Origin of the sequence: Pseudoalteromonas sp. UCD-33C (assembly GCF_001306895.1) — a bacterium.
Taxonomy (GTDB): domain Bacteria; phylum Pseudomonadota; class Gammaproteobacteria; order Enterobacterales; family Alteromonadaceae; genus Pseudoalteromonas.
In genome coordinates, this window is sequence record NZ_LJTB01000005.1 from 97,982 (window position 1) to 123,637 (window position 25,656).

26 protein-coding genes are annotated in these 25,656 nt (G+C 42.3%); 15 read left to right on the forward strand and 11 right to left on the reverse strand.

Annotated features, from left to right (window positions below; translation table 11 throughout):
* Positions 1 to 158 precede the first annotated feature (158 nt).
* From parC to AOG26_RS12080, 7 genes are read right to left on the reverse strand one after another with little or no spacing between them, the layout of a single operon-like run.
* Positions 159 to 2,456 (reverse strand): DNA topoisomerase IV subunit A, encoded by a 2,298-nt coding sequence (gene parC / locus AOG26_RS12050; RefSeq protein WP_054562723.1) that lies wholly within the window; start codon positions 2,454 to 2,456, stop codon positions 159 to 161.
* A 10-nt stretch (positions 2,457 to 2,466) separates the two neighbouring features.
* A complete protein-coding gene (locus AOG26_RS12055; RefSeq protein ID WP_054562724.1) occupies positions 2,467 to 3,567 on the reverse strand; it encodes a PQQ-dependent sugar dehydrogenase in 1,101 nt (366 codons plus the stop codon).
* A 52-nt stretch (positions 3,568 to 3,619) separates the two neighbouring features.
* The gene (gene parE, locus AOG26_RS12060; protein ID WP_054552648.1) at positions 3,620 to 5,509 is read right to left on the reverse strand and encodes a DNA topoisomerase IV subunit B; all 1,890 of its coding nucleotides are present in this window, start codon (positions 5,507 to 5,509) and stop codon (positions 3,620 to 3,622) included.
* A gap of 33 nt (positions 5,510 to 5,542) precedes the next feature.
* Positions 5,543 to 6,103, reverse strand: a complete 561-nt coding sequence (locus tag AOG26_RS12065; RefSeq protein ID WP_054562725.1) for a YqiA/YcfP family alpha/beta fold hydrolase — start codon at positions 6,101 to 6,103, stop codon at positions 5,543 to 5,545.
* Positions 6,088 to 6,870, reverse strand: coding sequence for a metallophosphoesterase (locus tag AOG26_RS12070; protein WP_054562726.1), 783 nt, complete (start codon positions 6,868 to 6,870; stop codon positions 6,088 to 6,090). The genes AOG26_RS12065 and AOG26_RS12070 overlap by 16 nt, the downstream gene beginning before the upstream one ends.
* The gene (locus tag AOG26_RS12075; RefSeq protein ID WP_054562727.1) at positions 6,857 to 7,315 is read right to left on the reverse strand and encodes a DUF1249 domain-containing protein; all 459 of its coding nucleotides are present in this window, start codon (positions 7,313 to 7,315) and stop codon (positions 6,857 to 6,859) included. The genes AOG26_RS12070 and AOG26_RS12075 overlap by 14 nt, the downstream gene beginning before the upstream one ends.
* A 9-nt stretch (positions 7,316 to 7,324) precedes the next feature.
* The gene (locus tag AOG26_RS12080) at positions 7,325 to 7,957 is read right to left on the reverse strand and encodes an NUDIX domain-containing protein (protein WP_054562728.1); all 633 of its coding nucleotides are present in this window, start codon (positions 7,955 to 7,957) and stop codon (positions 7,325 to 7,327) included.
* Positions 7,958 to 8,107: 150 nt separating this feature from the next.
* Between AOG26_RS12080 and tolC the strand changes: the two genes are divergently transcribed.
* The 3 genes from tolC to AOG26_RS12095 all read left to right on the forward strand — a co-directional run bounded on the left by tolC (position 8,108) and on the right by AOG26_RS12095 (position 11,117).
* Positions 8,108 to 9,448: an outer membrane channel protein TolC gene (gene tolC / locus AOG26_RS12085; protein ID WP_054562729.1), complete on the forward strand. Its 1,341-nt coding sequence runs from the start codon at positions 8,108 to 8,110 to the stop codon at positions 9,446 to 9,448.
* Positions 9,449 to 9,555: 107 nt separating this feature from the next.
* Positions 9,556 to 10,482 (forward strand): LpxL/LpxP family Kdo(2)-lipid IV(A) lauroyl/palmitoleoyl acyltransferase, encoded by a 927-nt coding sequence (gene lpxL / locus AOG26_RS12090; protein WP_054562730.1) that lies wholly within the window; start codon positions 9,556 to 9,558, stop codon positions 10,480 to 10,482.
* A gap of 59 nt (positions 10,483 to 10,541) precedes the next feature.
* Positions 10,542 to 11,117: a TcpQ domain-containing protein gene (locus AOG26_RS12095; RefSeq protein WP_054562731.1), complete on the forward strand. Its 576-nt coding sequence runs from the start codon at positions 10,542 to 10,544 to the stop codon at positions 11,115 to 11,117.
* Here the strand turns inward: AOG26_RS12095 and glnE are convergent.
* Complete coding sequence (gene glnE, locus AOG26_RS12100) at positions 11,114 to 13,900, reverse strand: bifunctional [glutamate--ammonia ligase]-adenylyl-L-tyrosine phosphorylase/[glutamate--ammonia-ligase] adenylyltransferase (RefSeq protein ID WP_054562732.1); 2,787 nt, start codon at positions 13,898 to 13,900, stop codon at positions 11,114 to 11,116. The two genes, AOG26_RS12095 and glnE, sit on opposite strands and share 4 nt — an antisense overlap.
* A gap of 72 nt (positions 13,901 to 13,972) precedes the next feature.
* On the opposite strand from glnE, the gene AOG26_RS12105 reads away from it, so the two are divergent.
* From AOG26_RS12105 to ruvX, 6 genes are all read left to right on the forward strand, one after another.
* On the forward strand, positions 13,973 to 14,866 hold the full coding sequence (locus AOG26_RS12105; RefSeq protein ID WP_054562733.1) for a DUF350 domain-containing protein: 894 nt from the start codon (positions 13,973 to 13,975) through the stop codon (positions 14,864 to 14,866).
* A gap of 28 nt (positions 14,867 to 14,894) precedes the next feature.
* Positions 14,895 to 15,356, forward strand: coding sequence for a hypothetical protein (locus AOG26_RS12110; protein ID WP_054562734.1), 462 nt, complete (start codon positions 14,895 to 14,897; stop codon positions 15,354 to 15,356).
* Between the two features lie 69 nt (positions 15,357 to 15,425).
* Complete coding sequence (gene rsmE / locus AOG26_RS12115; protein WP_054562735.1) at positions 15,426 to 16,160, forward strand: 16S rRNA (uracil(1498)-N(3))-methyltransferase; 735 nt, start codon at positions 15,426 to 15,428, stop codon at positions 16,158 to 16,160.
* A 68-nt stretch (positions 16,161 to 16,228) separates the two neighbouring features.
* Complete coding sequence (gshB, locus tag AOG26_RS12120) at positions 16,229 to 17,182, forward strand: glutathione synthase (protein ID WP_054562736.1); 954 nt, start codon at positions 16,229 to 16,231, stop codon at positions 17,180 to 17,182.
* Positions 17,183 to 17,206: 24 nt separating this feature from the next.
* Positions 17,207 to 17,764, forward strand: coding sequence for a YqgE/AlgH family protein (locus tag AOG26_RS12125; protein WP_054562737.1), 558 nt, complete (start codon positions 17,207 to 17,209; stop codon positions 17,762 to 17,764).
* Positions 17,765 to 17,784: 20 nt separating this feature from the next.
* Positions 17,785 to 18,234, forward strand: a complete 450-nt coding sequence (gene ruvX / locus AOG26_RS12130; RefSeq protein ID WP_054562738.1) for a Holliday junction resolvase RuvX — start codon at positions 17,785 to 17,787, stop codon at positions 18,232 to 18,234.
* On the opposite strand, the gene AOG26_RS12135 is transcribed toward ruvX, so the two are convergent.
* The 3 genes from AOG26_RS12135 to AOG26_RS12145 are packed head-to-tail and all read right to left on the reverse strand — an operon-like array spanning position 18,231 to position 21,292.
* Entirely contained in the window at positions 18,231 to 19,103 is an 873-nt protein-coding gene (locus AOG26_RS12135; RefSeq protein ID WP_235575490.1) for a hypothetical protein, read from the reverse strand. The genes ruvX and AOG26_RS12135 overlap by 4 nt on opposite strands.
* On the reverse strand, positions 19,104 to 20,237 hold the full coding sequence (locus AOG26_RS12140; protein ID WP_054562739.1) for a PilT/PilU family type 4a pilus ATPase: 1,134 nt from the start codon (positions 20,235 to 20,237) through the stop codon (positions 19,104 to 19,106).
* Positions 20,238 to 20,251: 14 nt separating this feature from the next.
* Positions 20,252 to 21,292, reverse strand: coding sequence for a type IV pilus twitching motility protein PilT (locus AOG26_RS12145; protein WP_054562740.1), 1,041 nt, complete (start codon positions 21,290 to 21,292; stop codon positions 20,252 to 20,254).
* Between the two features lie 2 nt (positions 21,293 to 21,294).
* Between AOG26_RS12145 and AOG26_RS12150 the strand changes: the two genes are divergently transcribed.
* Genes AOG26_RS12150 through hemW form a run of 6 tightly spaced genes read left to right on the forward strand, consistent with a single transcriptional unit; the run spans position 21,295 to position 25,640 of the window.
* Positions 21,295 to 22,008 (forward strand): YggS family pyridoxal phosphate-dependent enzyme, encoded by a 714-nt coding sequence (locus AOG26_RS12150; protein ID WP_054562741.1) that lies wholly within the window; start codon positions 21,295 to 21,297, stop codon positions 22,006 to 22,008.
* 17 nt (positions 22,009 to 22,025) lie between these two features.
* A complete protein-coding gene (gene proC / locus AOG26_RS12155; RefSeq protein ID WP_054562742.1) occupies positions 22,026 to 22,847 on the forward strand; it encodes a pyrroline-5-carboxylate reductase in 822 nt (273 codons plus the stop codon).
* 23 nt (positions 22,848 to 22,870) lie between these two features.
* Positions 22,871 to 23,404 (forward strand): YggT family protein, encoded by a 534-nt coding sequence (locus AOG26_RS12160; RefSeq protein WP_054562743.1) that lies wholly within the window; start codon positions 22,871 to 22,873, stop codon positions 23,402 to 23,404.
* 58 nt (positions 23,405 to 23,462) lie between these two features.
* Positions 23,463 to 23,903, forward strand: a complete 441-nt coding sequence (locus AOG26_RS12165) for a DUF4426 domain-containing protein (protein WP_054562744.1) — start codon at positions 23,463 to 23,465, stop codon at positions 23,901 to 23,903.
* A 7-nt stretch (positions 23,904 to 23,910) separates the two neighbouring features.
* Entirely contained in the window at positions 23,911 to 24,510 is a 600-nt protein-coding gene (locus AOG26_RS12170) for an XTP/dITP diphosphatase (protein ID WP_054562745.1), read from the forward strand.
* Positions 24,507 to 25,640: a radical SAM family heme chaperone HemW gene (hemW, locus tag AOG26_RS12175; RefSeq protein WP_054562746.1), complete on the forward strand. Its 1,134-nt coding sequence runs from the start codon at positions 24,507 to 24,509 to the stop codon at positions 25,638 to 25,640. The genes AOG26_RS12170 and hemW overlap by 4 nt, the downstream gene beginning before the upstream one ends.
* Positions 25,641 to 25,656: the final 16 nt, after the last annotated feature.

Below are 25,656 nucleotides of genomic sequence, written 5' to 3' on the forward strand. Positions count from 1 at the left end.
GCGAAAAATAGCTAACAAACGAATTCTCCTCGTACTAATCAGCGCGCATTATAACGTGAAAAATACCATTTCCATAGCTTTAAGCGCACATGTGTACGCTTAAAATTTCATAACGTTTTAACAATAAAAAAGGCCTGCAATTGCAGGCCTTTTATTTTTTACTCTGTTACTTCGCTTGGCGACTCATTACTATCATCTGTTTGAGTCACTTCGACTACAGCTTCATCAACACGCTGTAAGCCACGCGGTAATTTATTACCTCGTCTACCACGTTCACCATGATAATGCTCAAGATCAGCCGGTTTAAGTGTCAGTTTTCGTTTCCCTGCATGCAGGGTTACGCTACTGCCCGCAGGCACCACAGCCAGTACTTTTACAAACTCTTCTCGGGCTTGTACTTTCGCACTTGGGATAGAAATAATCTTATTTCCTTTACCCTTACTAAGCTTAGGTAAATCACGCAGTGGGAATAACAACATACGGCCTTCGTTAGAAATTGCCATACAGTAATCTGTTGCTACGTCAGTTACTCTAATTGGCGCGAGTAATTCACCGCCTTTAGGAACACTGACCAACGCTTTACCGTTTTTGTTCTTACTCACCAGATCTTTAAAGTCGCTTATAAAGCCATAACCTGCATCTGAGGCCATTAACAACACTTGGTTGTCTTCTGCCATCACCACATGCTCAAAGTTGGCTCCTGCGCTTAAGTTAAAGCGCCCTGTCATTGGCTCACCTTGGCTTCGAGCTGAAGGTAAACTGTGTGCATCAGTAGCAAAAGCACGGCCACTTGAGTCTAAGAACACTGCAGGTTGATTGCTCTTACCGCGCGCTGAGGCTTTATAGCTGTCGCCTGACTTGTAACTCAGCCCTTCAACATCTAAATCATGGCCTTTACCAACACGTGCCCAACCTTTTTCAGATAACACAACGGTCACTGACTCTGAAGGGATAAGGTCTTTTTCACTTAACGCTTTTGCTTCAACACGTTCAACAACTGGTGAGCGACGATCATCGCCATACATTTCAGCCGCTTCTTGGATTTCTTTTTTCATTAAGGTCGACATACGACGCTCTGAACCAAGCGTTTGCTCTAACTTGTCACGCTCAAGAGCAAGTTCATCCTGCTCACCTTTAATCTTGAACTCTTCAAGTTTTGCTAAATGACGTAGTTTTAACTCTAAAATCGCTTCCGCTTGAATATCAGTTAAACCAAAACGCTCCATTAATACAGGCTTTGGTTTATCTTCAGTACGGATAATTTCAATAACTTCATCAATATTTAAAAAGGCCGTTAATAAACCTTCTAAAATATGTAAGCGAGCTAATACTTTATCTAAACGGTGCTGTAAGCGGCGGCGAACTGTTTCACGGCGGAACGTTAACCACTCGGTTAAAATACTACGTAAATCTTTAACTTGCGGACGACCATCAAGGCCAAGCATGTTTAAGTTTACGCGGTAGTTCTTTTCTAAATCTGTGGTTGCAAATAGGTGCGCCATTAGTGGCTCAGCTTTAATGCGGTTTGAACGCGGTACAATCACGATACGAGTTGGGTTTTCGTGATCAGATTCGTCACGTAAATCAGCAACCATTGGCAACTTTTTAGCATTCATCTGGGCTGCAATTTGCTCAAGCACTTTTGCACCTGAACACTGATGAGGCAGCGCGGTGATCACTATGTCACCTTGCTCTTCAGTGTAAATTGCACGCATCTTGATAGAACCACGTCCGGTTTGATAAATCTTACGAATATCGTCTTTTGGTGTGATGATTTCAGCTTCTGTTGGGTAGTCAGGCGCATGCACTAACTCAAGCAACTCTTCGATTTCTGTCTTTGGCTTATCAAGTAATAGACAACAGGCACTGGCAACTTCACGCACATTGTGTGGTGGAATATCGGTTGCCATACCTACCGCAATCCCCGTTACACCATTAAGTAAGATGTGTGGTAAACGCGCAGGTAACACCATTGGCTCATCAAGTGTACCGTCAAAGTTTGCGGTCCAATCTACAGTGCCTTGACCCAGCTCTTTTAGCAGAACTTCTGAGAACTTAGATAAACGCGCTTCGGTGTAACGCATTGCAGCAAATGATTTAGGATCATCGGCAGCCCCCCAGTTACCTTGACCGTCCACCAGCGGGTAGCGGTAAGAAAACGGCTGCGCCATTAACACCATCGCTTCGTAACAAGCACTATCGCCATGGGGGTGGTATTTACCCAGTACATCACCCACGGTACGGGCTGATTTTTTATATTTTGCTTGCGCCGATAGCCCCAGCTCGCTCATTGCATAGATGATACGACGCTGTACAGGCTTAAGACCATCACCTACATGAGGTAAAGCACGGTCCATGATGACGTACATTGAGTAGTTTAAGTAGGCGTCTTCAGTAAAGCGCCCCATTGTTTGTTGTTCTACGCCTTGCATCAGCAAGGTATCTGTATCACTCATTAACGCTTACCTATTTTTTCTTAGCACTAACGCGATAGATCACATTAGCAAAGTCGTCTGAGATCAATAAGCTGCCATCTGCAAGCTCTGCAAATGCAACTGGGCGACCAAATGTTTCTTCGTTTTGCATAAAGCCTGTGATGAACGGGGTGTACTTAGTAATACGACCTTGTTCAACATTCGCTAGCATCACTTTATAGCCTGATTTTTTACTACGGTTCCACGAACCATGCTCAGCAACAAAAAGCTGCTCTTTGTATTTAGCAGGAAACTGCTTACCGTTATAAAAATGAATACCTAGAGGAGCAACATGAGCACCAAGTGCAAGGGCTGGCGATTTATAGTCAGCAATACTTTTACCTTTGCCAAACTCAGGATCTAAAATCGCACCAGCGTGAACATAAGGGAAACCATAATGCGCGCCCTCTTCACCTTCACCAACACGGTTAATTTCGCATGGTGGCATGTCATCGCCCATCATGTCACGGCCGTTATCACTAAACCAAAATGCATTCGTTGTAGGGTGATAATCAAAACCAACTGAGTTACGAACACCTTTGGCGATGGTTTTAATTTCTTTTGTATCCACATCTAACGAGAAGATACGGCCGTATTTGTCGTCTTCCGCACAAATGTTACATGGCACACCCACTGGCACAATTAGCTCACCGGTTGGCGCAAAACTAATAAACTTCCAACCATGGTGACGATCAGTTGGAAACTTGTCGTATACCACGTCAAATTTAGGATCTTTTAGGTTTTTGTCTACGTCTTTAAAACGAATGATACGTGACACTTCAGCCACATATAAATCACCATCTTTAATCGCTAAACCTGATGGCATTTCAAGGCCTGTAGCAATGACAATCTTTTTATCTGCAACACCGTCACTGTTATGATCAATCAGTGCATAAACATTACCTGCTTTACGCGAACCTGCGTAAACAATGCCTCTTTTTGATACCGCAATTTGACGCGCGTTTTCAACATCATCGGCAAACAGGCTTATAGAAAAGCCATCAGCAACTGTTAATTTATCAAGAATATCTTTTGCCATTACAGGCGCTGATAACAAGCTCAGCGATAATAATGAGGTCAGTAGTTTTTTCATTTTTGTCTTGCCCTTTAATTCTTTGCTAGCAACTAAGTTGCTACACCCTTTATTAAACTTCTGCGCGGTTACCGTGATCTTCTAACCATTGGCGACGGTCTGACGAACGTTTCTTCGCAAGTAACATATCCATCATTTCCATGGTTTGTTCTTCTTCGTCTAAAGTTAGTTGCACTAAACGACGCGTATTAGGATCCATGGTGGTTTCGCGTAATTGTAACGGGTTCATTTCACCTAACCCTTTGAAGCGTTGAACATTAACCTTACCGCGTTTTTTCTCAGCTTCAATGCGCGCTAAAATACCGTTCTTTTCGTCTTCATCAAGGGCGTAGTAAACCTCTTTACCAATGTCGATACGAAATAGCGGCGGCATAGCTACATACACATGGCCTTGTTTGATAAGCGATGGAAAGTGGCGAACAAACAGCGCACAAAGCAAGGTAGCAATGTGCAATCCATCCGAGTCAGCATCGGCCAAGATACAAATTTTGTTATAACGCAGACCAGATAAATCACTTGAATCAGGGTCAATACCCAAAGCGACAGAAATATCATGCACCTCTTGCGATGCTAAAATCTGCCCAGATTCAACTTCCCAGGTATTTAAGATTTTACCGCGCAGCGGCATGATTGCTTGGAATTCACGGTCGCGCGCTTGTTTTGCTGAGCCACCCGCTGAGTCACCCTCTACTAAAAACAGTTCAGTACGGTCATTATCTTGGGCGCTACAGTCAGTTAATTTACCCGGTAATGCAGGGCCTGAGGTAACACGCTTACGCACAACTTTTTTAGCAGCACGTAAACGGCGCTGCGCATTTGAGATACATAACTCAGCTAATAATTCTGCCGTTTCTGTATGCTCGTTTAACCATAAACTAAATGAGTCTTTCACTACACCAGATACAAATGCAGCACATGAGCGAGATGAAAGCTTTTCTTTTGTTTGGCCTGCAAATTGTGGGTCTTGCATTTTAACCGATAATACGTAGCTACAGCGCTCCCAAATATCATCTGGCGTTAGCTTTACACCGCGTGGTAGTAAGTTTCTGAATTCACAGAATTCACGCATTGCTTCAAGCAAGCCTTGGCGTAAACCATTAACATGCGTACCGCCTTGTGCAGTAGGAATTAAGTTTACATAACTTTCAGCGATTGATTCACCGCCTTCAGGTAGCCATACAACAGCCCAGTCAGCGCCTTCTGTTGAACTTGAAAAGTCACCAATAAACGGCTCTTTTGGTAATACTTCAAAACCTTTAACTGCTTCAACTAGGTAATCTTTTAAACCTGTTTCGTAATACCATTCTTGGCTTTCTTTGGTTTGCTTGTTGGTAAACTTAATGCGCAGGCCTGGGCACAATACCGCTTTGGCTTTTAATAAGTGATTAAGCTTAGTGATAGAAAAGTTAGCTGAGTCAAAATAGCTAGCATCAGGCCAAAAACGCACGGTTGTACCTGTATTACGCTTACCCACAGTGCCAATGACGTTTAAATCTTCAACCTTGTCACCGTTTTCAAAGGCCATACGAAATTGCTGCGCATCACGGCGTACTGTTACTTCAACACGAGTCGATAGCGCATTTACAACCGAAATACCTACCCCGTGTAAACCACCCGAAAACTGATAGTTTTTATTAGAGAACTTACCACCGGCGTGCAGCTTGGTAAAAATAAGTTCCACACCAGGAATACCTTCCTCAGGGTGAATATCAATCGGCATACCACGGCCATCATCGATAACCTCAAGGGAGTTATCTTCATGAAGGATGACATCTATTTTAGTGGCATGACCTGCCATTGCTTCATCGACACTGTTATCGATAACTTCTTGACCTAAATGATTAGGTCGAACCGTGTCGGTATACATACCTGGGCGGCGTTTTACGGGCTCTAATCCGTTTAAGACTTCAATTGCTTCGGCGTTATAATTTTGCTGACTCATAGTTTTTATATCTTTTATGCGCTTAGCTATGTTTTACGTGATTTTAAGAAAATCTACAATACTTGCAAAGGTTTGTTCGAAGCCGATAAAACTATGATCGCCTCCAAATTCAACGTGTTGCTTACACTGAGAATAATATTTAACCGCCTGCTGAAACGGCAGTACTTCATCGCCCGTTTGCTGTAGCAAATAAATCAATGAAGGGGTGTCTAATTGCGGCAAATATAAGCTGCGCAATGCATCCATGTGACGAGTATCAAGTTCATAATGACTATCTTGATACGGGTTATAATTTTCCCCTAAATAGTTATCGAGTAACTCAAATGGGCGAACCGCAGGGTTAATGACCACTGCAGGGATCGAATAACGTTGCGACAAATAGGTCGCATAAAAACCGCCTAATGAACTACCTAGTAATACAGTATCATCATTTAGCAGTTGTTCTAATTGTAAAATTGCATGTAATGGCTCATGAGTTAATCGCGGCACCTGATAATCAACATCAAATTGCGCCATGTGCTCACCAAAACGAACGGCTTTATAAGACTTCTCTGAGCTATTAAAGCCATGAATATAAATTACTCGTTTAGCCATACTACATCCGTGCTTAACAGTAAGTTTTGTTGCTCATCAATTATTAAGTCGATGATTCGAAATGCGGGGCCCAAATCCTCTTGCTGCCACGCCATAGTGTGTTTGGTAAACTGTATTGAGCTGGCCGGTGTCGCATACACACTAAGATTACGGTAGGTTTGCGTGTACCCATGATGCACATGACCATGAAATACCCCCACACACTGCTCAGTATTAACACAGGTATTTAAAAACTGCGGGCCATTTTCTAGCATATGTTTATCTAGGTAGGCTTGAATAGGCAGCGGGTTATGATGACAAAACACCACGCTAGGTACCTGCCCTACCGCTTGGCTTAATTCATCTAAATGCGTTTGTGTTACCCAACCTGCTGGCGTTGGGCCTTTTGAGTTTGCCAACAGCAGCTGCCCACCTAAAAAGGTAATTCGCTTATTGTTTAAAATTTGCGGGCTTGTAAGCTTTTCATATTCGGCAAGTTCATCATGATTACCCGGCAACCAAAACACCGGACAACTCAGCGCTGAGTCTGCTATTAATTTAGCAAAAAGCTGGTAAGACTCAGTGCTGTGATCTTGTGTTAAATCACCACCAAATACCACACAATCCACATCGAGCTCAGAAATAACCTGTAAACAGCGCCCAAAATACGCTGCCGTATTCACGTTAAAGTATTCACCCGTCGTGTCTTTTGATAAGTGGCAATCAGTGATATGGGCAACTTTCAGTGCTGTTTTATCAAAATGGTAGGCGTTACTAAACCAAGCCATTATTTACATCCCAATTTAAAACTGCTCGGCCGTTTTCAACACAAGCCACCAGCCAGTCATATAAGAAAGCGTTAAGCTGATATTTTTCATCTTTTTGATGCATATTCGGATTCGGGTAAGCATAGGAAGGCTTGATGCGCTGATGAAAATCATGATGCACAATTTCAGCGACTTTCGCATCATGATACATGCGCACAGTTAAATACAATGGCTTAACCGAAGGTAAATGACCGGCTTCTTGTTTGATAGAAATATCTGTGGTGTATTTTGCTGTATCGTCAACTTTAACCGCAAAAGTGCTGTGCCCTAATTGTACCTTTCGTTCCTGACCTATACGGCGCTCATTAGGTAATAGCTTGAGCGCACGCACGTAATTATGCTCACACAAAGTTAAGTACTTAGGTAAGCTTTGAATATAACGCTGCTGGGCACTGACGTACGACAAAATAATCCCCTATGAGTTTTTCCAATCAGACAGTATACGTTGCTTATTCAGTGCTAACCACTGTAATGAGATAACTGTCGCTGCATTGTCTATTTCACCCTGTTCTAGACGCAGCATAGCTTCATCGTATGACATTACATGGGTTTTGATATCTTCATCTTCATTATCAAGGCCAAAAATACCGCCTTGATACCCTGCTAAGTCAGTGCGCGCTAAATATAAATACAAACGCTCAGTGGTGCCGCCGGGGCTTGAAAGATACGACATCATAAATTCCAGCTCGTTAAGCTCAATACCGGCTTCTTCGAATGCTTCGCGCTTAGCTACATCTTCATAATCAGTACTGCCATCTGCCATGCCTGCAATACACTCAAGTAACCAAGGTGACTGCTTTGATGCGAGCGCCCCGATTCTAATTTGTTCGATTAATAAAACTTGGTCAGTCTTAGGGTCATAAGGAAGTACAGCAACAGCATGGCCACGCTCTAAAATTTCGCGTTTAACTTCTACTGATTTACCACCAGCAAACAATGCATGATGAAAGCGATAAGTATTAATTTTAAAGAAACCATCATAAACACGCTCAATCGGCTTTAACTCTATGTCATCATGATTAAATTGTGAGATTGCTGATATTTTCATTCACTATTTCCTTTGCGTTTTAAGTAAATGTTACGGCCAATTATATTCTGTTACACTTGGACATGCAGATTTACGTAATTTTTTTTTGGTTATTCATTAAAAAAGAGTACCATGGTCACAGTACAAAATTGTCTAAGGACTGAACGAACAATGAAAAAAACACTACTCGCTGCGCTGATCGGGTTTTCAAGCGCACTGACTGCAACAGCTAGTTACGCTGAAGACTTACTACAAGTTTACGAAATTGCGACAGCAAACGATCCTACCGTACTTAAAGCAAAAGCCCAAGCAGATGCACAAGCCTATGAGAGCGATCGCGCGTTAAGTGCACTATTACCACAAATTGGTTTAAGCCTTGGTTACCAATCAACCAAATCAGATCTTTACGAGGGTAATGATGCTACGGGTTATACAGGTTATGACTATGATCCTGATGAATTTAGCCGTGGTATTAGCTTAAACCAAACGCTGTTTGATTTAGGTGCATGGAATTCACTCGGTATTGCAGATAAACAAGCATTACAAGCAAACGCTCAGTATGATTTTGCACGCCAAGACTTAATTGTTCGTGTTGCTGAAGGTTACTTCAACGTACTAAGCGCAATCGATAACCTTGAGTTTGTTCAAGCAGAAAAACGTGCCATCGAGCGCCAATTACAACAAACTAAAGAGCGTTATGCAGTAGGTTTAACAGCTATCACTGACGTACACGAAGCGCAAGCTCAGTACGATAACTCTGTAGCACAAGAAATCGTTGCTAAGAACAGTGTTGAAACAGCGCGTGAGCAACTTCGCGAAATCACTGGTAAATACCACGCGAAATTAGACATGTTGAATACTGAAACGTTTTCAACTGTTGCACCTAAAAAGCAGTCAACTGACTACATTGAAATTGCAAAAGACCAAAACTTAAATCTGCAAGTTTCAAAAGTAACGGTTGATATTGCTAAAGATCAAATCGATTTAGCAAAAGCAGGTCACTATCCGAAGCTAACATTAAGTGCTTCATACGGTGACAGCCTAACTGATCTAAACAGCAACTCACACCAGCCACGCGAAGATAGTACAAGTATTGGTGTTAACTTCAGCCTACCTATCTACTCAGGTGGTGCAACAACAGCAGCGACAGATCAAGCACGCGCTTTCTATGTTGCGGCAAGTGAAGATTTAGAAGCAAGCTTACGTGCAGTAACTCGTTCGGTTATCACATCGTACAACCAAGTAGTGTCTGACATTGCTACTTATAAAGCGCTACAACAAGCTGTTGTTTCTGCTGAAAGTGCGCTTAAAGCAACTGAAGCAGGCTTTGAAGTTGGTACACGTACTATCGTAGACGTACTGATCAGCACGCAAAACCTTTATAATGCAAAAAGTAATTTAGCAAACGTTCGTTACCGCTATGTTGTTTCAACACTTCGCTTGAAACAAGCTGCTGGTACACTAACTAGCGAAGACCTTGTTGCAATTAACCAAGGTTTAAAAGAAATCTAAGCATTTCTTCTATAAAGTCCTTATTGTAAAGCCAGCCTCGTGCTGGCTTTTTTGTGTTTTTAAGGACATACAGTTAAACTAGCTTTTTTATTTTTAGAGATTTTTTTGTGGTTAGTTCATCTCCTTTTAAAGCGTCTTTTTTAGGCCCTCGTTACTGGTTAACTTGGATTGGCGTGTTCTTTTTATATCTTATCTCTTGGTTACCACATAAATTACAACTAGCGCTTGGAAAACTGCTTGGCCGTTTAGTACACCGTTTTATGAAACGTCGTCGCCATATTGCTGAGGTAAACATTCGTTTATGTTTTCCTGATATGCCAGAGCATGAACAACGCGAACTAGTTCGAAAGAATATGGAAAATACCGGTATTGCAATGATGGAAACCGGCATGGCTTGGTGGTGGCCCCAGTGGCGAATCAATAAAGTGTTTGGTTCTGTTAAAGGCCTAGAGCACTTTGAAAAAGCTCAGCAATCAGGTAAAGGTGTGCTGTTGCTTGTGCCACACTTTTTACACCTAGAAATGGCGAGCCGTATTATGGGTGTTAAACACCAAGGTATTGGCTTTTATCGCCCGCATAACAACCCTTTAATGGAATATTTCACGACTAACGGTCGTCTTCGTTCTAACGAATACTTAATTGGCAAAAAAGATGTTAAAGGCTTACTGCAAGCGCTTAAAAATAAAAAGGTTTGCTACTATTTGCCAGATCAAGATTACGGCCGTAACCGCTGCGAATTTGCGCCTTTTTATGCGGTAAAAGAAGCAGCAACAACAACAGGAACGCTGTTATTTTCAAGTAGCCGTAACTGCGAAACAGTAAGCTTAACGAGCCGTCGTGATGAAGAGGGTCGCTACCATCTAGAGGTATTACCTGCACTTGAAAACTTCCCAAGTGGCGATGATCTTGCAGACGTTACCCACGTAAATCAGCGTATGGAACAAGCTATCGATTTAGCGCCTGAGCAGTATATGTGGCTTCACCGTCGCTTTAAAACTCGCCCAGATAAGAATGCACCTTCTTATTACAAGTAGAGTGACATTTTACCATTTGTATGGTTTTATAAAGCTAATCAACAACAAGAGTATTAGAAATGTGGTTTTGGGTTAAGCATTTATCATTAGCTGTTATTTTGATTGCTGCTGCTATTTACTTTTTATTTGGTAGTGGTCCAGTAATGGACATTAAAGATACCAAAAATGCTGCAGCGCAAGGATTATCGCGCTTTTATGCGGCGCTACGTAACCAAGTAAATAACAAGAATAATGAGCGCGATAAATACGTTCTTAAATTACCTACGCCAGAAACCAGCTTAGATGTCGCACTTTTTGAACGCGAAAAAGTCGTAGAGCCTTCATCACCTAACTGGACTGGTGATATTCAACCGCGCCGCTTTGAAAATGGTAACACCTTAAAAGATGTACTCTCTGACTATGCTCGTCACGAAGATATCGTACTGTACTGGTATTTAAGCAAAGACTATGTTGTAAAAGATCATTTTCGCGTTGATAGTAACTTTGTCTCAACCCTTTATCAGGTTGGCCGCGCCATCAACGATGATTTCGAAAATGAGGTTTACACCTATTTTTGCTTTAAGCAAAGAGCCGCAGTTATCACTGAGCTGCCCTCTGCTTATGTGCGCGAAAACTGCCGTCGCTTAAAAAGCTAAAACACCTGTTGCCACGCCTGACTTACTAATTCGATGTGCTGAGTTAACTCAGCACGTTGCGCACAACGCCCTTGCTGATTCAAACTCATTACATGATAACGTGAACGATAGGCAATATACGCAGCCACTAATTCTTGCTGCATTTGCTCAGTAATACAGCCTAAACGTGCAGCATCAGCTAAAATACGCACATTGTCAGACCAGGTCGTTAGCTCAGAGTGCTGCATTGCATTATTCAGCACCAGATACTGAGTGATAAACTCAATATCTGTGATACCGCCCCTATCTTGCTTTAAATCAAACAGATCATCATTACCTTTAGCAAGGTGAGCGCGCATTTTTTCACGCATCTCAACCACATCAGTCTTAAGCTTCTCATTATCGCGGGTTTGGCACAAAACGTCTTTGCGGATTTGTGCAAAACGCTCTCGCAACGAATCTTGCCCATAAATCATGCGTGAACGAACCAAAGCTTGATGTTCCCAGGTCCATGCTTGAGTTTGCTGATAGTGGTAGTAACTTTCTAAATTAATAGCTAGTAAACCCGATGCCCCTTCAGGACGTAAACGAGTATCAAGCTCATACAATATGCCTGACGCAGTTCGCGTGTTGAATAGGTGCATTAATCGCTGTGCAAGCTTTAAGTAAAACTGACGCGAATCAATCGACTTATCACCATCGGTATAACTGCTGCCATCGTGGTTATGCACAAATACCAGATCTAAGTCTGAATCGTAGCCAACTTCAAAGCCGCCAGTTTTGCCGTAAGCAATAACAGCAAAGCCCTTTTCTTGATCTGAGGTATTCGCCGGCCGACCAAAGCGCTCGACACATGCATGCCATGCAATATTGACCGCTTGCTCTACAATAGCCTCAGCAAGCGCAGTAAGGTGATCGCTAACCTTCATCACACTCAGTACACCGGTTGCATCGGCTGCAGCAATGCGTAACTGATGCGTTTGTTTAAACTGACGAAGTGCTTCCATTTGCAGCTCTAAGTCGCCATGCTCTATACGCAAGAAATACTGTCTAATTTCATCTTTGTAAGCAGATAAAGGCGTCGGTTTATAAAGCACCTGGGGGTCAATCAGCTCATCAAGTAAAATTGGGTAACGAGAGATATGCTCGCCAATCCATTTACTATGGCAGCAAAGTGCAACCAATTGATTTAACGCCCCTGGGTTTTCGTATAACAGCTCTAGGTAGGCAGTTCGTGAGATGATCTTATTCAACACTTGGCAGATCATGGTAAAAGCGTCGCTACTGGCTTTTGTAACTGTTAACTGTTTAAGTAAAAGCGGCATTAATTTGTCGAGGATATCACGACCTCGACTGCCAATTTTCGCCTTAGTTAAGCGCGCTTTAAAATCTTCAAGCGCCGCTTGCCAGTCAAGATTTGGCTCACACATCAGGCTAACATCTGTCATTTCCCAAGCGCTAATGTACTCACTTTCACACGGATCTGCCGTTTCGCTTTCAAAGCCAATCACTTGTTCGAACTCACCATGTACTTGAGACATGGTCTGCTCAATGCTAGTTAAACACTGATCAAAATCATCTTTATTGAGCAAATAGCATAAACGCTGCTGGTTTAACTCGTCATCAGGTAGGGTTTGCGTTTGCTTATCATCGAAAATCTGTAGGTACTGCTCAATTTGACGTAAGTCTAAATAGTTTTGTGTTAATAACTCAGCTTCTTTATTCGACATCACTTGGTTGTTAACCAGCTCTTTTAAAGCAACCAGTAATGACTGAGTTTGTAGGTTCGCTTCACGGCCACCTCGGACCATTTGCAGCGCTTGTACTACAAACTCTACTTCTCGAATGCCGCCAGCACCTAATTTGATATTGTTTGTAAGGCGCTTTCGGCGTACCTCTTGAGCAATCATTTGCTTCATCTTGCGCAGCGATTCAATCACCGAAAAATCAATATAGCGGCGGTACACAAACGGCCTTAGCAATTCATAAAACTCATCCCAATACCTATTTTCTGTGCCAATTAATCGCCCTTTTAGCATGGCGTAGCGTTCCCACTCACGTCCTTGTTCTTGGTAATAATCTTCCATTGCATGAAAACTCATTACCAAAGGCCCACTTTCACCAAATGGGCGCAGGCGCATATCAACCCGAAACACTTGGCCATTTACCGTGGTTTGGTTAAGCGCCATAATTAGCTTTTGCGCCACTTTGGTATAAAAAACTTGCGCTTCAATGGAGCGGCGCCCCCCTTGCGTTGCAACATCGCGAGGGTAAGAAAAAATTAAATCTATGTCAGATGAGTAGTTAAGCTCTCCCCCACCAAGTTTGCCCATACCTAAAACTAACATTGGCATTGCATTATCGTCATCATCAAGCGGCATGCCACTGACTTTTGCGACCTGCGCAAAGGCCCACTGATTGGCACTATCGATAAGCTGGTTTGCAAGGGCCGAGATATAAGCGATGCTATCGGCAATTGGGTTTGCACAGCACAAATCAAGAAAAGCCACTTTCAACCAGTATTTTTCTCGATACAAACGTAACTTTGCCAGCGCAGCATTGTCATCCAGTTCATTGATTTCAGAATTACTTAACGGAGCTTCAACTGCACGATTAGCGAGCTCCTTATCATCAAGTAACCAGTCTTTTAAATCAGGCTGAGATTGTAAGCAGTTCCACGCAAAGTCACTTAAAGACAGCAAGTTAATAATCTTTTGTTGCTCAGTTTGCCCCTCATACAAGCTCGCGAAGCGGGTTTGGCCTAACTGATGAAGTGACTCGGGAAGCGCGTGTAAATTACTCATTAAATACTCTCTTTTAACTTGCCAATAACCGTACTAGAATGATTATCAAAGAATTATTTAGCAGGGACCTGCATGTCATATTTATCACTATCTAACACTAGTTTAGTCGCGATTGCTATTAGTTTCGCTGTAATTTGCGTCACTATAGTACTGCTACGTATTCTAACGCAAATCAAAGCAAAACAAGCGCTTAAAGAAGAGCTTGCGCAACATGATAACTTTGCCATGGGGATCAGCTTTGCCAGCGAAATTATGGTCGTTATAGCCACTATCGCTTATATATTTGATGAAATTAGCTTAAGTGCAGCCCAATCTAACCCGCTAAAAGTACTTTTACTCATTGTGCTGTTGTTTGCCTTTATAAAAATAGGCCATTTAATTCATCGTAAATGGATTTTGCATCGCTTTAATGAAGAAGCAGCCATTCTAAAGCAAAATGTCTGCGCTGCTTTAGTTGATTCAGGCATGTTAATCGCAAACTGCATTATCGCTCTTGGCCTTTATAACTGGTGCCATACCCAAGGTTACAGCAGCTTATTGATCGCCACTGTGAGCTTTTTTGTGCTGCAAGGTATGTTTGCCCTTGATAGTAAAATTCGTGAATATCGCTTTGCAAAAGCCAACCAAGGTGCATCACTACAAAGTAACTTTAACCTTGAAAATACCTCTATTGGCATTCGCTACGCGGGTAAGTCTATCGGCCTAGCACTTGCGGGCTATGCTGGTCTTGCCAGTGCATCATTTATTAGTGGTAAGATGGTAGAAAATTTATTCACTCTAGTATCTCATTGCGGTGCAATGTGGGTATTGTTATATATTTTGAGCTACATTATTAAATATATCTCTCTACCTAATATCGACACATCGTTAGAAGTAGATCACCAAGATAACATTGGCATAGCCTGTATAGAGTTTGCCGTTTTCGGTGCAATAGGCTATTTACTAATAAGTATGTTTTCAATTTGATACGGAAGTATTTGAATCGTGAGGCATTATGCCCTTTAAAGTTAATAATTATTTATTAGTTGATATAGATGATGAGTTTAGCCGCGCATTTGCTCAGCACTACTTTGCAAATGCCGAAAATTCAACTCTAGTTGTGGCTGGCGCTAATAGCCGCCATATGGTTAAACTCATGTTTGATCAACTCGTTAAGGATTATTGCTATTGCGATTTTAGTAATGAAATTAGTGTCTCAGAACTCGCCAGCTATTTACATGAACACCACGATATTCAAGGTGTACTGATTAATCAGACTGACTATCAACTGGCGAATGATGCACAAAAATTTATTTATAACTCACTTCACAAAATACGTTACTTAGTGCAACAAGATGGACATAGTTTTAGTTTTACACCTTGCCCGGATGCTGCTCACATTAACCACCTTTCTTGCCAATCTGAGATTGCCGAAACCACTGCACATGTTTTAAGTGCCAAAGACGAATTTAAATAACAAATAAATAATTGCACCTAAGCCGCTGTATACTTACCATATTGCTAAATTTATTGATAAGTGACAGCCATGCGAGTTCCACATATTTACCAACCTTCAGCGATTTCTTTAAACACCCCAGTAGCACTTGATGATGATGCAGCAGGTCATGTTGGCCGTGTATTGCGTATGCAAGTCGGTGATAAGGTTTCGATTTTTAATGGTGAAGGAGGTGAATACCTCAGTGAAATTATTGAAGTCAGCAAAAAAAATGTCGTCGTTGAGCCTCAGGAGTTTGTTGATCATGATGTTGAATCGCCTTTAAAAATTCACTTGGGCCAAGGCATTTCTCGTGGCGATAAAATGGATTTCACTATTCAAAAATCTGTTGAACTGGGTATCACAGAAATCACCCCAATTTTTAGCCAACGTTGTGGCGTAAAACTAAGTGGTGACAGACTGCAGAAAAAACATCAACAATGGCAAAAAATTGCAATTGCCGCCGCAGAACAATCAGGCCGTAATTTTGTGCCTGTTGTACACCCTCCTATCGATATAAAAGAGTGGCTAGAACAAGCAAGTGAGGCGATTAAACTTACTTTGCACCCGCGTGCTGAGCACAGTATTAAAACTATTCAAGTACCAAACGAAGGAGTGCGCTTTTTAGTCGGCCCAGAAGGTGGATTTACCGATGCAGAAATTGACATTGCTAAACAGCAAAACTTTGTTGATATTCGCTTAGGCCCACGTGTTCTGCGAACAGAAACAGCCGCTCTGACGGTATTGAGCGCATTACAATTACAGTTTGGCGATTTAGCGAATTGAAAACCGTAAAAATACCCATATATCAAAGTAACAAAACATAGTATGGCATACGATTCTAAGGCAAAAATATGGCAATTAAGCTAGGCATAATCTCTGATCCAATTAGTGGCTTTAATATTAAAAAAGACACTGGCTTTGCAATGATGATGGAAGCGCAACAGCGCGGTTACGAAATTTACTACATGGAAATGGATGACCTTTCTCTACGTCAAGGTCAAGGCTTTGCAACAGCCGCCAAAGCCCGTGTGTTTGATGATGTAAATCACTGGTATGAATTAGAAGAAAAAGCCACCATTGCTTTAGCAGATTTAGACGTTATTTTAATGCGTAAAGATCCGCCTTTTGATACTGAGTACATCTACGCTACCTATATTTTAGAGCGTGCTGAGCAAGCTGGCACGCTTATAATCAATAAGCCGCAAAGCTTACGCGATGCTAACGAAAAGCTATTCACAGCTTGGTTTAGCGAACATACGCCAGATACTTTAGTAACACGTAGCCAAGCAGACATTCGTGCATTTTTAGCTGAGCATAAAGATATTATTTTAAAACCGCTAGATGGTATGGGTGGTGCATCTATCTTTAGAGTTAAAGAAGATGATGCCAATATTGGTGTGATCTGCGAAACGCTAACCGAACATGGTAGTCGTTTTGCAATGGCACAAAACTATATTCCTGAAATCAAGCAAGGCGATAAACGCGTACTTGTGGTTGATGGTGAAGTAATGCCGTATTGCCTAGCTCGTATTCCACAAAATGGCGAAACGCGCGGTAACTTGGCAGCAGGTGGTAGAGGTGAAGCACGCCCGATTAGCGATTCAGACCGTAAAATTGCAGAGGCTGTAGCACCTACGCTGAAAGAAAAAGGCCTTATTTTTGTTGGTCTAGATATCATTGGCGACCGTTTAACTGAAATCAATGTCACTGCGCCAACGTGTGTAAAAGAGATTGAAGCCGCTTATGACATTTCAATCACTGGTCACTTATTTGATGCCATTGAAAGAAAACTGAGCCATACTTAAATTAAACAACAAAAGGGGCGACCTATGCAGTCATTAGAGAATCACTTCTTAATCGCAATGCCGAGCATGCAAGACCCTTTTTTTAAGCGTGCTGTCACTTACATTTGTGAGCACAATCAAGATGGTGCGATGGGCTTGGTAATTAACCAGCCTATCAATATCACCGTGGGCGAGCTACTCGATAAAATCGAAATTGATAACGACAAAAGCAAGCAAGCTGCAGGTTTAGCTGTGTACGCAGGCGGACCTGTAAAAACCGATCGCGGATTTGTTTTGCACTCACCAAAGCCAGGTTATGCAGCGAGTCAAAAACTTAGTAGTGATATTATGATCACCACTTCAAAAGATGTGTTAGCAAGCCTAACCACGAGTGAAGCACCTGAACAATTTATTATCACACTGGGTTATGCTGGTTGGGATCAAGGGCAGCTAGAGCAAGAACTGCTAGAGAATTCATGGTTAATTATCAAAGCAGATCCTGAGATCATCTTTAACACACCCGTTGAAAAACGCTGGGAAAAAGCCGTTTCTATGCTGGGTTTTGATATCGGGCAATTAAGCTCTGAAGCTGGCCACGCCTAACATTTATAAATTTTAAGACTATGACAAAACGAACTTTTAAGCCACTCGGTGAACGCACCGTAATGGGTTTTGACTTTGGCACCAAAAGTATTGGTATTGCCATTGGTCAAGAGCTCACAGGAACAGCATCAAGCTTACAAGCTGTAAAAGCGAGAGATGGGATCCCTGATTGGCAACTTATTAAAAAACAAGTGGATGAGTGGCAACCTGATTTAATGGTGGTTGGTTTACCGCTTAATATGGATGGCACCAATCAAGAAGTTACTTTTAAAGCTAAGAAGTTCGCAAACCGCTTACACAACCACTTTGCTATACCGGTTGAAACGCAGGATGAACGACTAACAACAGCAGATGCCAAAGCCCGTTTATTTGAACAAGGTGGCTACCGAAACCTTGGTAAAGGTAATGTGGATAATATGTCAGCGGTGATCATCTTAGAAAGCTTTTTTGAGCAGTTTTATGGCGACTAAGGCGCTTTATTAATCACCGTATAGTTGTTTAAATCTGGAATGAAGCCTGCCTCTCGGTAGGCTTTTTCAATTGCGCCTGTTTTACGAAGCTGCGCAAGCCCTTTTTGAATTGCAACAAAGGCCGCTTTTCCATCGGGGTGACTCTTCGAAATAATAAAATGACGGCTATCATTAAGCTGGAGCACTAGGTTTGGCACAGCTACCAGTTCAATGTTTTCTAATGTGTAGCGATTATTGAGGCTAGGCATTAAGGGCATCATCATAAAATCAACCCACTGCATCGATACAGTGCGGACTTGCCCAAGCCACTCATCTTCTCTGAGCAACTCTTTTAAGGGCAGAGCAGATAACGTTTGCCAATCGGTTTGCCAGCGTGGCGTTGACACTGCGGTTAATTGTTTAAAGTCAGCAAGCTGTTTTACTTGCTGCACTTTCTTATTGTTCGGTGAAGTGAATATACCCGCAAAATACTCACCATCTCTAATCACAGGATCAGAGATATATACCGACTCAACTAGCTGCTTTGCATCAACAGACCAAACACTATCGAAGCTTAATAGTAGCTGGCCATCTTCTAACAGCTTGGTATTGCGATAATTAACATTGCCTTTGTGATAACGAAATGGCTTGGTAAAACCGCCTAAACTCAATGCTTGTTGAGCTATGATCATATCGACCACATCACGGCGAATGTAAGCACCACTGAAGTCTTTAACTTCAAGAGGTTTGCGACCATTCAAAAAGCGACTGTAATCGTCATAAACATCATCGCGAATAAAAATAACCACACTTTTATTATCATTGCCATATACCTGAAAGGTACTCAGCAATAAAAATAACCAACCGATTAAATTTACTCGCAAACACATTTATTCGTCACTCTTTCCATCAAGACCATCGATAGTCACGCCTTGTAAGAAGCCCGCACCACTTTGTTCATTGTTTTGCAGCTTAATCATTAGGCGTAAGTCATTTGGCGAGTCAGCATGGTGTAACGCATCAGCGTAGTTAATACGGCGCTGTTTATAAAGCTCAAATAAGGCTTGGTCAAAGGTCTGCATGCCCATTTCTTTCGATTTAGCCATGGTTTCTTTGATAGAGCCAATATCACCACGCTTGATGAGCTCTGCCACCATAGGTGAATTAAGCAAAATCTCGATAGCAGCAACACGCCCTTCCCCATCGGAAGTTGGCACCAACTGCTGAGCAACAATGGCGCGAAGGTTAAGTGCTAAGTCGTACTTTAACTTATCGTGCTTTTCTTTTGGTACTAAGTGCATGATACGGTCAATGGCTTGGTTGGCATTATTCGCATGCAGTGTCGCCACACACAAGTGACCCGTCTCGGCAAAGCTGAGTGCGTATTCCATGGTTTCTTGTGAACGGATCTCACCAATTAAGATCACATCAGGTGCTTGACGTAACGAGCTTTTTAGAGCTGATTCAAAGCTTTCTGTATCTAAGCCTACTTCACGTTGGGTAATGATACTTTTACGATGTTCGTGAACAAACTCTATAGGATCTTCAATAGTAAGAATATGACCACGTTGATTGCGGTTACGATAACCTAAAAGCGCAGCGAGCGAGGTTGATTTACCCGTGCCTGTACCACCTACAAACAGCACTAAACCACGTTTTGCCATAATCACGTCGGTTAATGTTGATGGCAAACCTAGTTCGTTGACATCTGGGATTTGCGTCACGATACGGCGAATAACCATACCCGCTCTATCACGCTGCCAAAAGGCAGAAACACGGAAACGGCCTTCATCAGTCGCAATTGCAAAGTTACACTCTTTACTGTCATGAAATTCTTTGCGCTGTTTGTCGTTCATTGCTGACTCGACCAAAGCGAGTGAATCCTCATCAGAGAGCTTCTCATCGCTTAAAGGTATTAATTCACCGTTTACTTTTGCACTGACAGGCAGCTGGCTCGAAACAAACAAGTCTGAGCCTTTTTTGTCGATCATAACTTGTAAAAAATGATTTAAAGGTAAAGACATTTTAAATAGCTCCGTTAACCACCAAATTGGGTTTTATCTTGCGCTTTAGCTCGCGCATCATTGGTTGTAATAATGCCGTAGTTAACTAAGTTTGCTAAACATTGATCCATGGTCTGCATACCATGCGATGCACCGGTTTGAATTGATGAATACATTTGTGCAATTTTATCTTCACGGATCAGATTTCGAATTGCAGGAATACCTATCATGATCTCGTGAGCTGCAACTCGGCCACCGCCCACTTTTTTTAGTAAAGTTTGCGAGATTACGGCACGTAATGATTCTGACAACATTGAACGTACCATGTCTTTTTCTTCACCTGGGAATACGTCAATGATACGGTCAATGGTTTTTGGTGCTGATGTGGTATGCAAGGTACCAAACACCAAGTGACCTGTTTCTGCTGCGGTCATCGCTAAGCGAATCGTTTCAAGGTCACGCAGCTCACCCACTAAGATTACATCCGGATCTTCACGTAGTGCACTTCTAAGTGCATTAGAGAAGCTATGCGTATCACGGTGAACTTCACGCTGGTTAATAAGGCTCAGCTTATTCTCATGTACGAATTCGATTGGATCTTCAATAGTTAAAATATGGTGATGCTTATTTTGGTTAATATAATCAACCATCGCCGCTAATGTGGTTGATTTACCCGACCCCGTTGGCCCGGTGACTAGCACCAAACCACGAGGATTATCGGAAATGGTTTTAAAAATATCAGGCGCACCTAAATCATCCAGTGTTAAAACATCACTTGGGATAGTACGAAACACCGCCGCAGGGCCACGGTTTGAGTTAAATGCGTTAACACGAAAACGCGCAAGGTTTGGTACTTCGAAAGAAAAATCCACTTCGAGATTTTGTTCGTAGTCCTTACGCTGATTATCGTTCATAATATCGTATACCAGACTATTTACATCTTTTTGTTCTAATGCTGGAATATTAATACGACGCACATCACCATCAACACGTATCATAGGTGATACGCCTGATGACAAGTGTAAATCCGAGGCTTTGTGTTGCACACTAAAGGCCAATAATTCGGTAATATCCATTTATGACTCCACAACCAACTGATAATTATATGGTTACAATAGCAGAACGACTTACATCCGCCTACGCAAGAATTGCTCAAGCTGCAAAAAATAATCACCGCGATGAGCAATCAATCAACCTATTGGCTGTTTCAAAAACAAAACCTGCCGACGATATTATTGCTGCCTATAAGCATGGCCAACGCCAGTTTGGCGAATCATACGTTCAAGAAGCGGTAACAAAAGTCACAGCATTGGCTGATTATAAAGACATTGTTTGGCACTTTATCGGCCCTATTCAATCAAATAAAAGTGCCCAAGTAGCCACGCATTTTGATTGGGTACAAAGTGTTGACCGCACTAAAATTGCAAAACGTCTTAATGAGCAACGACCAGCCGACAAAGCTCCGCTCAATGTATTAATTCAAGTTAATATTAGTTTAGAAGAGGCTAAGTCAGGCTGCCACCCAGACGAGCTAATGGCATTGGCCGAATTCGTCAATCAATGTCCTAATTTATGCCTGCGCGGTGTGATGGCGATTCCTGCCAAAACCGATGATGCCCAGCTACAATTACAATATTTTGAGCAATTAAGCGCTTGCTTTGATAAACTAAAGGCCCAATATCCCCAAGTAGACACCTTGTCGATGGGTATGAGTAATGATGTTGAAGCGGCGATTGCAGCAGGTTCAACCATGGTACGCATTGGCACGGATATATTTGGCCAACGAAATTAGAAGGTGATAACAGACATATGTCAGACAAAAAAATCGCATTTATAGGCACGGGTAACATGAGCTACGCCATCATTGGCGGCATGGTAAAGAACGGTTTTGCAGCAAAAAACATCATTGCAACCAATCGCAACCAAGAAAAATTAGCTAAGGTTGCTGCTGATTTCGGGGTGCAAACTACCGCGGATAACAACGCGGCACTTCGCGATGCAGATGTGATTGTCTTATCTGTTAAACCACAAATGATGGGCGATCTTTGCCAATCATTCCAAGATTCAGGCGTTGATTTTAGCGACAAGCTATTTATTTCAGTGGCCGCTGGCCTTACCGTTAGCCGTTTACGTGAAATGCTAGGTCAAGATGTGAAAATGGTGCGTTGTATGCCAAATACACCATCATTACTAGGCCGTGGTGTTTCAGGTCTATACGGCGCGGATGAAACCGCTGAAGAGCACGAGTTTGTACAACAAGTTTTTGAGTGTACAGGCATTGTTGTTTGGGTTGAGCAAGAGTCACAAATCAACGACATCATTGCTGTTACAGGCTCATCACCTGCTTACTTCTTCTTATTTATGGAAGCTATTGAAGAAAAAGCGAAAGCACTTGGCTTTAGTGATGAAGATGCGCGCCGTTTAGTGCAACAAACCGCACTGGGTGCTGCCGAAATGGCTCTTTCGCAACCAGACATCAGTATTTCTCAGCTACGTGCAAACGTAACCTCTAAAGGGGGTACGACTCACGAAGCTGTTGAGCATCTTAAATCACAAGGTTTAGTCGGCACAGTTGCAGATGCAATGGACGCCTGTATTGCTCGCGCTGAAGCGATGGAAAAAGAACTTTAAGCTTACTTTTTGAAGGTAAAACTATGCAAGCCATGCACTTTTTAGTTGGGATTATTTTTGATCTCTTTTTAATGGTGGTCCTTTTACGCTTTTGGTTACAAGCGGCAAAAGCTGACTTTTACAACCCTATGAGCCAGTTTGTGGTGAAAGCCACTTCGTTCGCAGTGAACCCACTTCGTAAAATCATCCCAGGAGTGGGTGGCTTTGATATTGCTTCGTTAGTGCTTGCTTATTTAGTTGCTGTAGCAAAACTCAGTGTTATTTTTCTGATGTTTTATAACGCTTGGGCGCCAGGTCCGGTATTTATTCAAGCGTTAATTACGGTAGTTAAAGAAGGCCTAAACTTACTATTTTGGGTATTAATTATTCGTGCTTTACTAAGTTGGGTAAGCCAAGGCTACAACCCAATTGAGGCTGTATTCCACCAGCTAACTGAGCCGATGTTACGTCCCATTCGTAAGGTTATCCCACCACTAGGTGGTCTAGACCTATCAATCTTAGTGTTGATTATTGGTCTACAGTTTTTACAGTTTTTAGTAATGGATTTAATTGGCTAAGCGTTTAACGTTAAGCAGTAAGGGGCCGAAAGGCCTCTTTTGTTAAGTGAGATATACCATGAAGCAATTTATTTATTTTTCTTTGATTGTATTGAGTTTATTTACAACCTTTGCCAAAGCTGATGAACAAGCAGGCGCCCAGTACAAGGTTCTTGGCCCTTGGGAAGTTCATTACATTGCATTTCCATCGACTTTTATTCAGCCAAACATTGCTAAAAACTATGATTTAGAGCGTAGCCCTAGCAAAGGGATTATTAATATTTCGGTATTAAAAAACAGCGATAAAACAGCGCAGACTGCAACTTTAACTGGCACTGCACGTAACCTACTTGGTAATAAAAAACAGCTTACATTTAAAGAAGTTGTTGAAGGCGATGCGATTTATTACCTCGCGCAAATCGATTACAGCAACGAAGAAATTTACCGTTTTGATATCGAAATTAATCAAAATGGCAAAGTACAAACGCTGAAGTTTCAGCAAAAATTTTACGTAGATTAATAGACCTATGAACAACACCTTGGTTTTAGCCACGGGTAACCCTGGCAAAGTAAAAGAGCTGGCAAGTATGCTCAGCCCACTTAATATTAACGTGGTTCCACAAAGCGATTTTCAAGTGCCAGACGTGCCAGAAACAGGCACCACATTTGTTGAAAACGCCATTATTAAAGCGCGCCATGCAGCAAAGATCACAGGCTTGCCTGCGATTGCTGATGACTCAGGTCTTGAAGTAGACGGTCTAAATGGTGCACCAGGAGTGTACTCTGCACGTTTTGCCGGAGCTGGTGCCAGCGATCAAGATAATATCGATAAGCTACTGAAAGAGCTTGCTGATAACCCAGTTCGCAGTGCGCGTTTTTGGTGTGTGTTAGTATTAATGCGCCATGCTGACGACCCTACACCACTTATTTGTAGTGCTAGCTGGGAAGGCGAAATCACTCATAGCCAAGATGGTCAAGGTGGTTTTGGTTATGATCCTGTTTTTTACGTACCGTCTGAGCAATGCACTAGCGCTCAGTTAACTAAAGAGCAAAAAAATGCCCTTAGCCATCGCGGCCAAGCTTTAAAACAACTACTTGCGCAATTGCAGCAAAAAGGCGGCCTGTGAGTTTACCGCCTTTAAGTTTATATGTGCACGTGCCTTGGTGCGTGCAAAAGTGCCCATACTGTGACTTTAATAGCCATGGCCAAAAAGGCACGATCCCCGAAAAAGAATACGTTCAACATCTTATTGATGATCTCAAGGCCGATTTGCACTTAGTGCAAGGGCGTAAAATCCACAGCATTTTTATTGGCGGCGGCACGCCAAGCTTATTAACCGGTGACGCATATACTCGCCTACTTGGTGAAGTCGACAAATTAATTGGCCTAACTGATGACTGTGAAATTACCCTAGAGGCAAACCCAGGTACCGTCGAAACAGGTCGCTTTAAAGAATATGTTGCCGCTGGCATCAATCGTATTTCGATTGGTGTGCAAAGCATGCAAAACGACAAGCTAAAAACCCTTGGCCGTATTCATGGTGCTGATGAAGCAAGTTATGCGGCTAAACAGGCGCATCAAGCAGGGCTAAACAGCTTTAACCTTGATTTAATGCATGGCTTACCAGGGCAATCTGTTGCAGACGCCTTGGGTGACCTTGAAAAAATTATCGCCCTTAATCCACCTCATATCTCGTGGTATCAGCTAACAATTGAGCCAAATACTCAGTTTGCTTCTAAGCCACCGACCTTACCTCATGACGACACCCTTTGGGATATTCAAGAACAAGGTCAAGCGTTACTCGCAGCAGCAGGTTATGAGCAATACGAGATCTCAGGCTACGCGAAGCCCGGCTACCAATGCCGTCATAACTTGAATTATTGGCGATTTGGCGATTATCTCGGTATCGGCTGCGGTGCCCATGGTAAAATTACTGATGAAAATAAACTCATCACCCGTACGGTGAAAGTAAAACACCCTCGAGGATATATGGATCTTGCCAAACCGTATTTATACGAACAATGGCAAGTAGCAGAAGACGACTTAGCTTTTGAATTCTTTATGAATCGTTTTCGTTTAGTCGAACCCTGCCCCAAAGCTGATTTACCTTTGCTTACAAGTTTGTCACTGCAAAGTCAGGAACAAGCCTTGACTGATGCAATTGCAAAAGGCTTACTAATTGATGATAAAGATAACTGGCAGGTAAGCCCAAAAGGCCACCGCTTTTTAAATGACCTGCTAGAATTATTCGTTTAAGAATTATAATTAAATT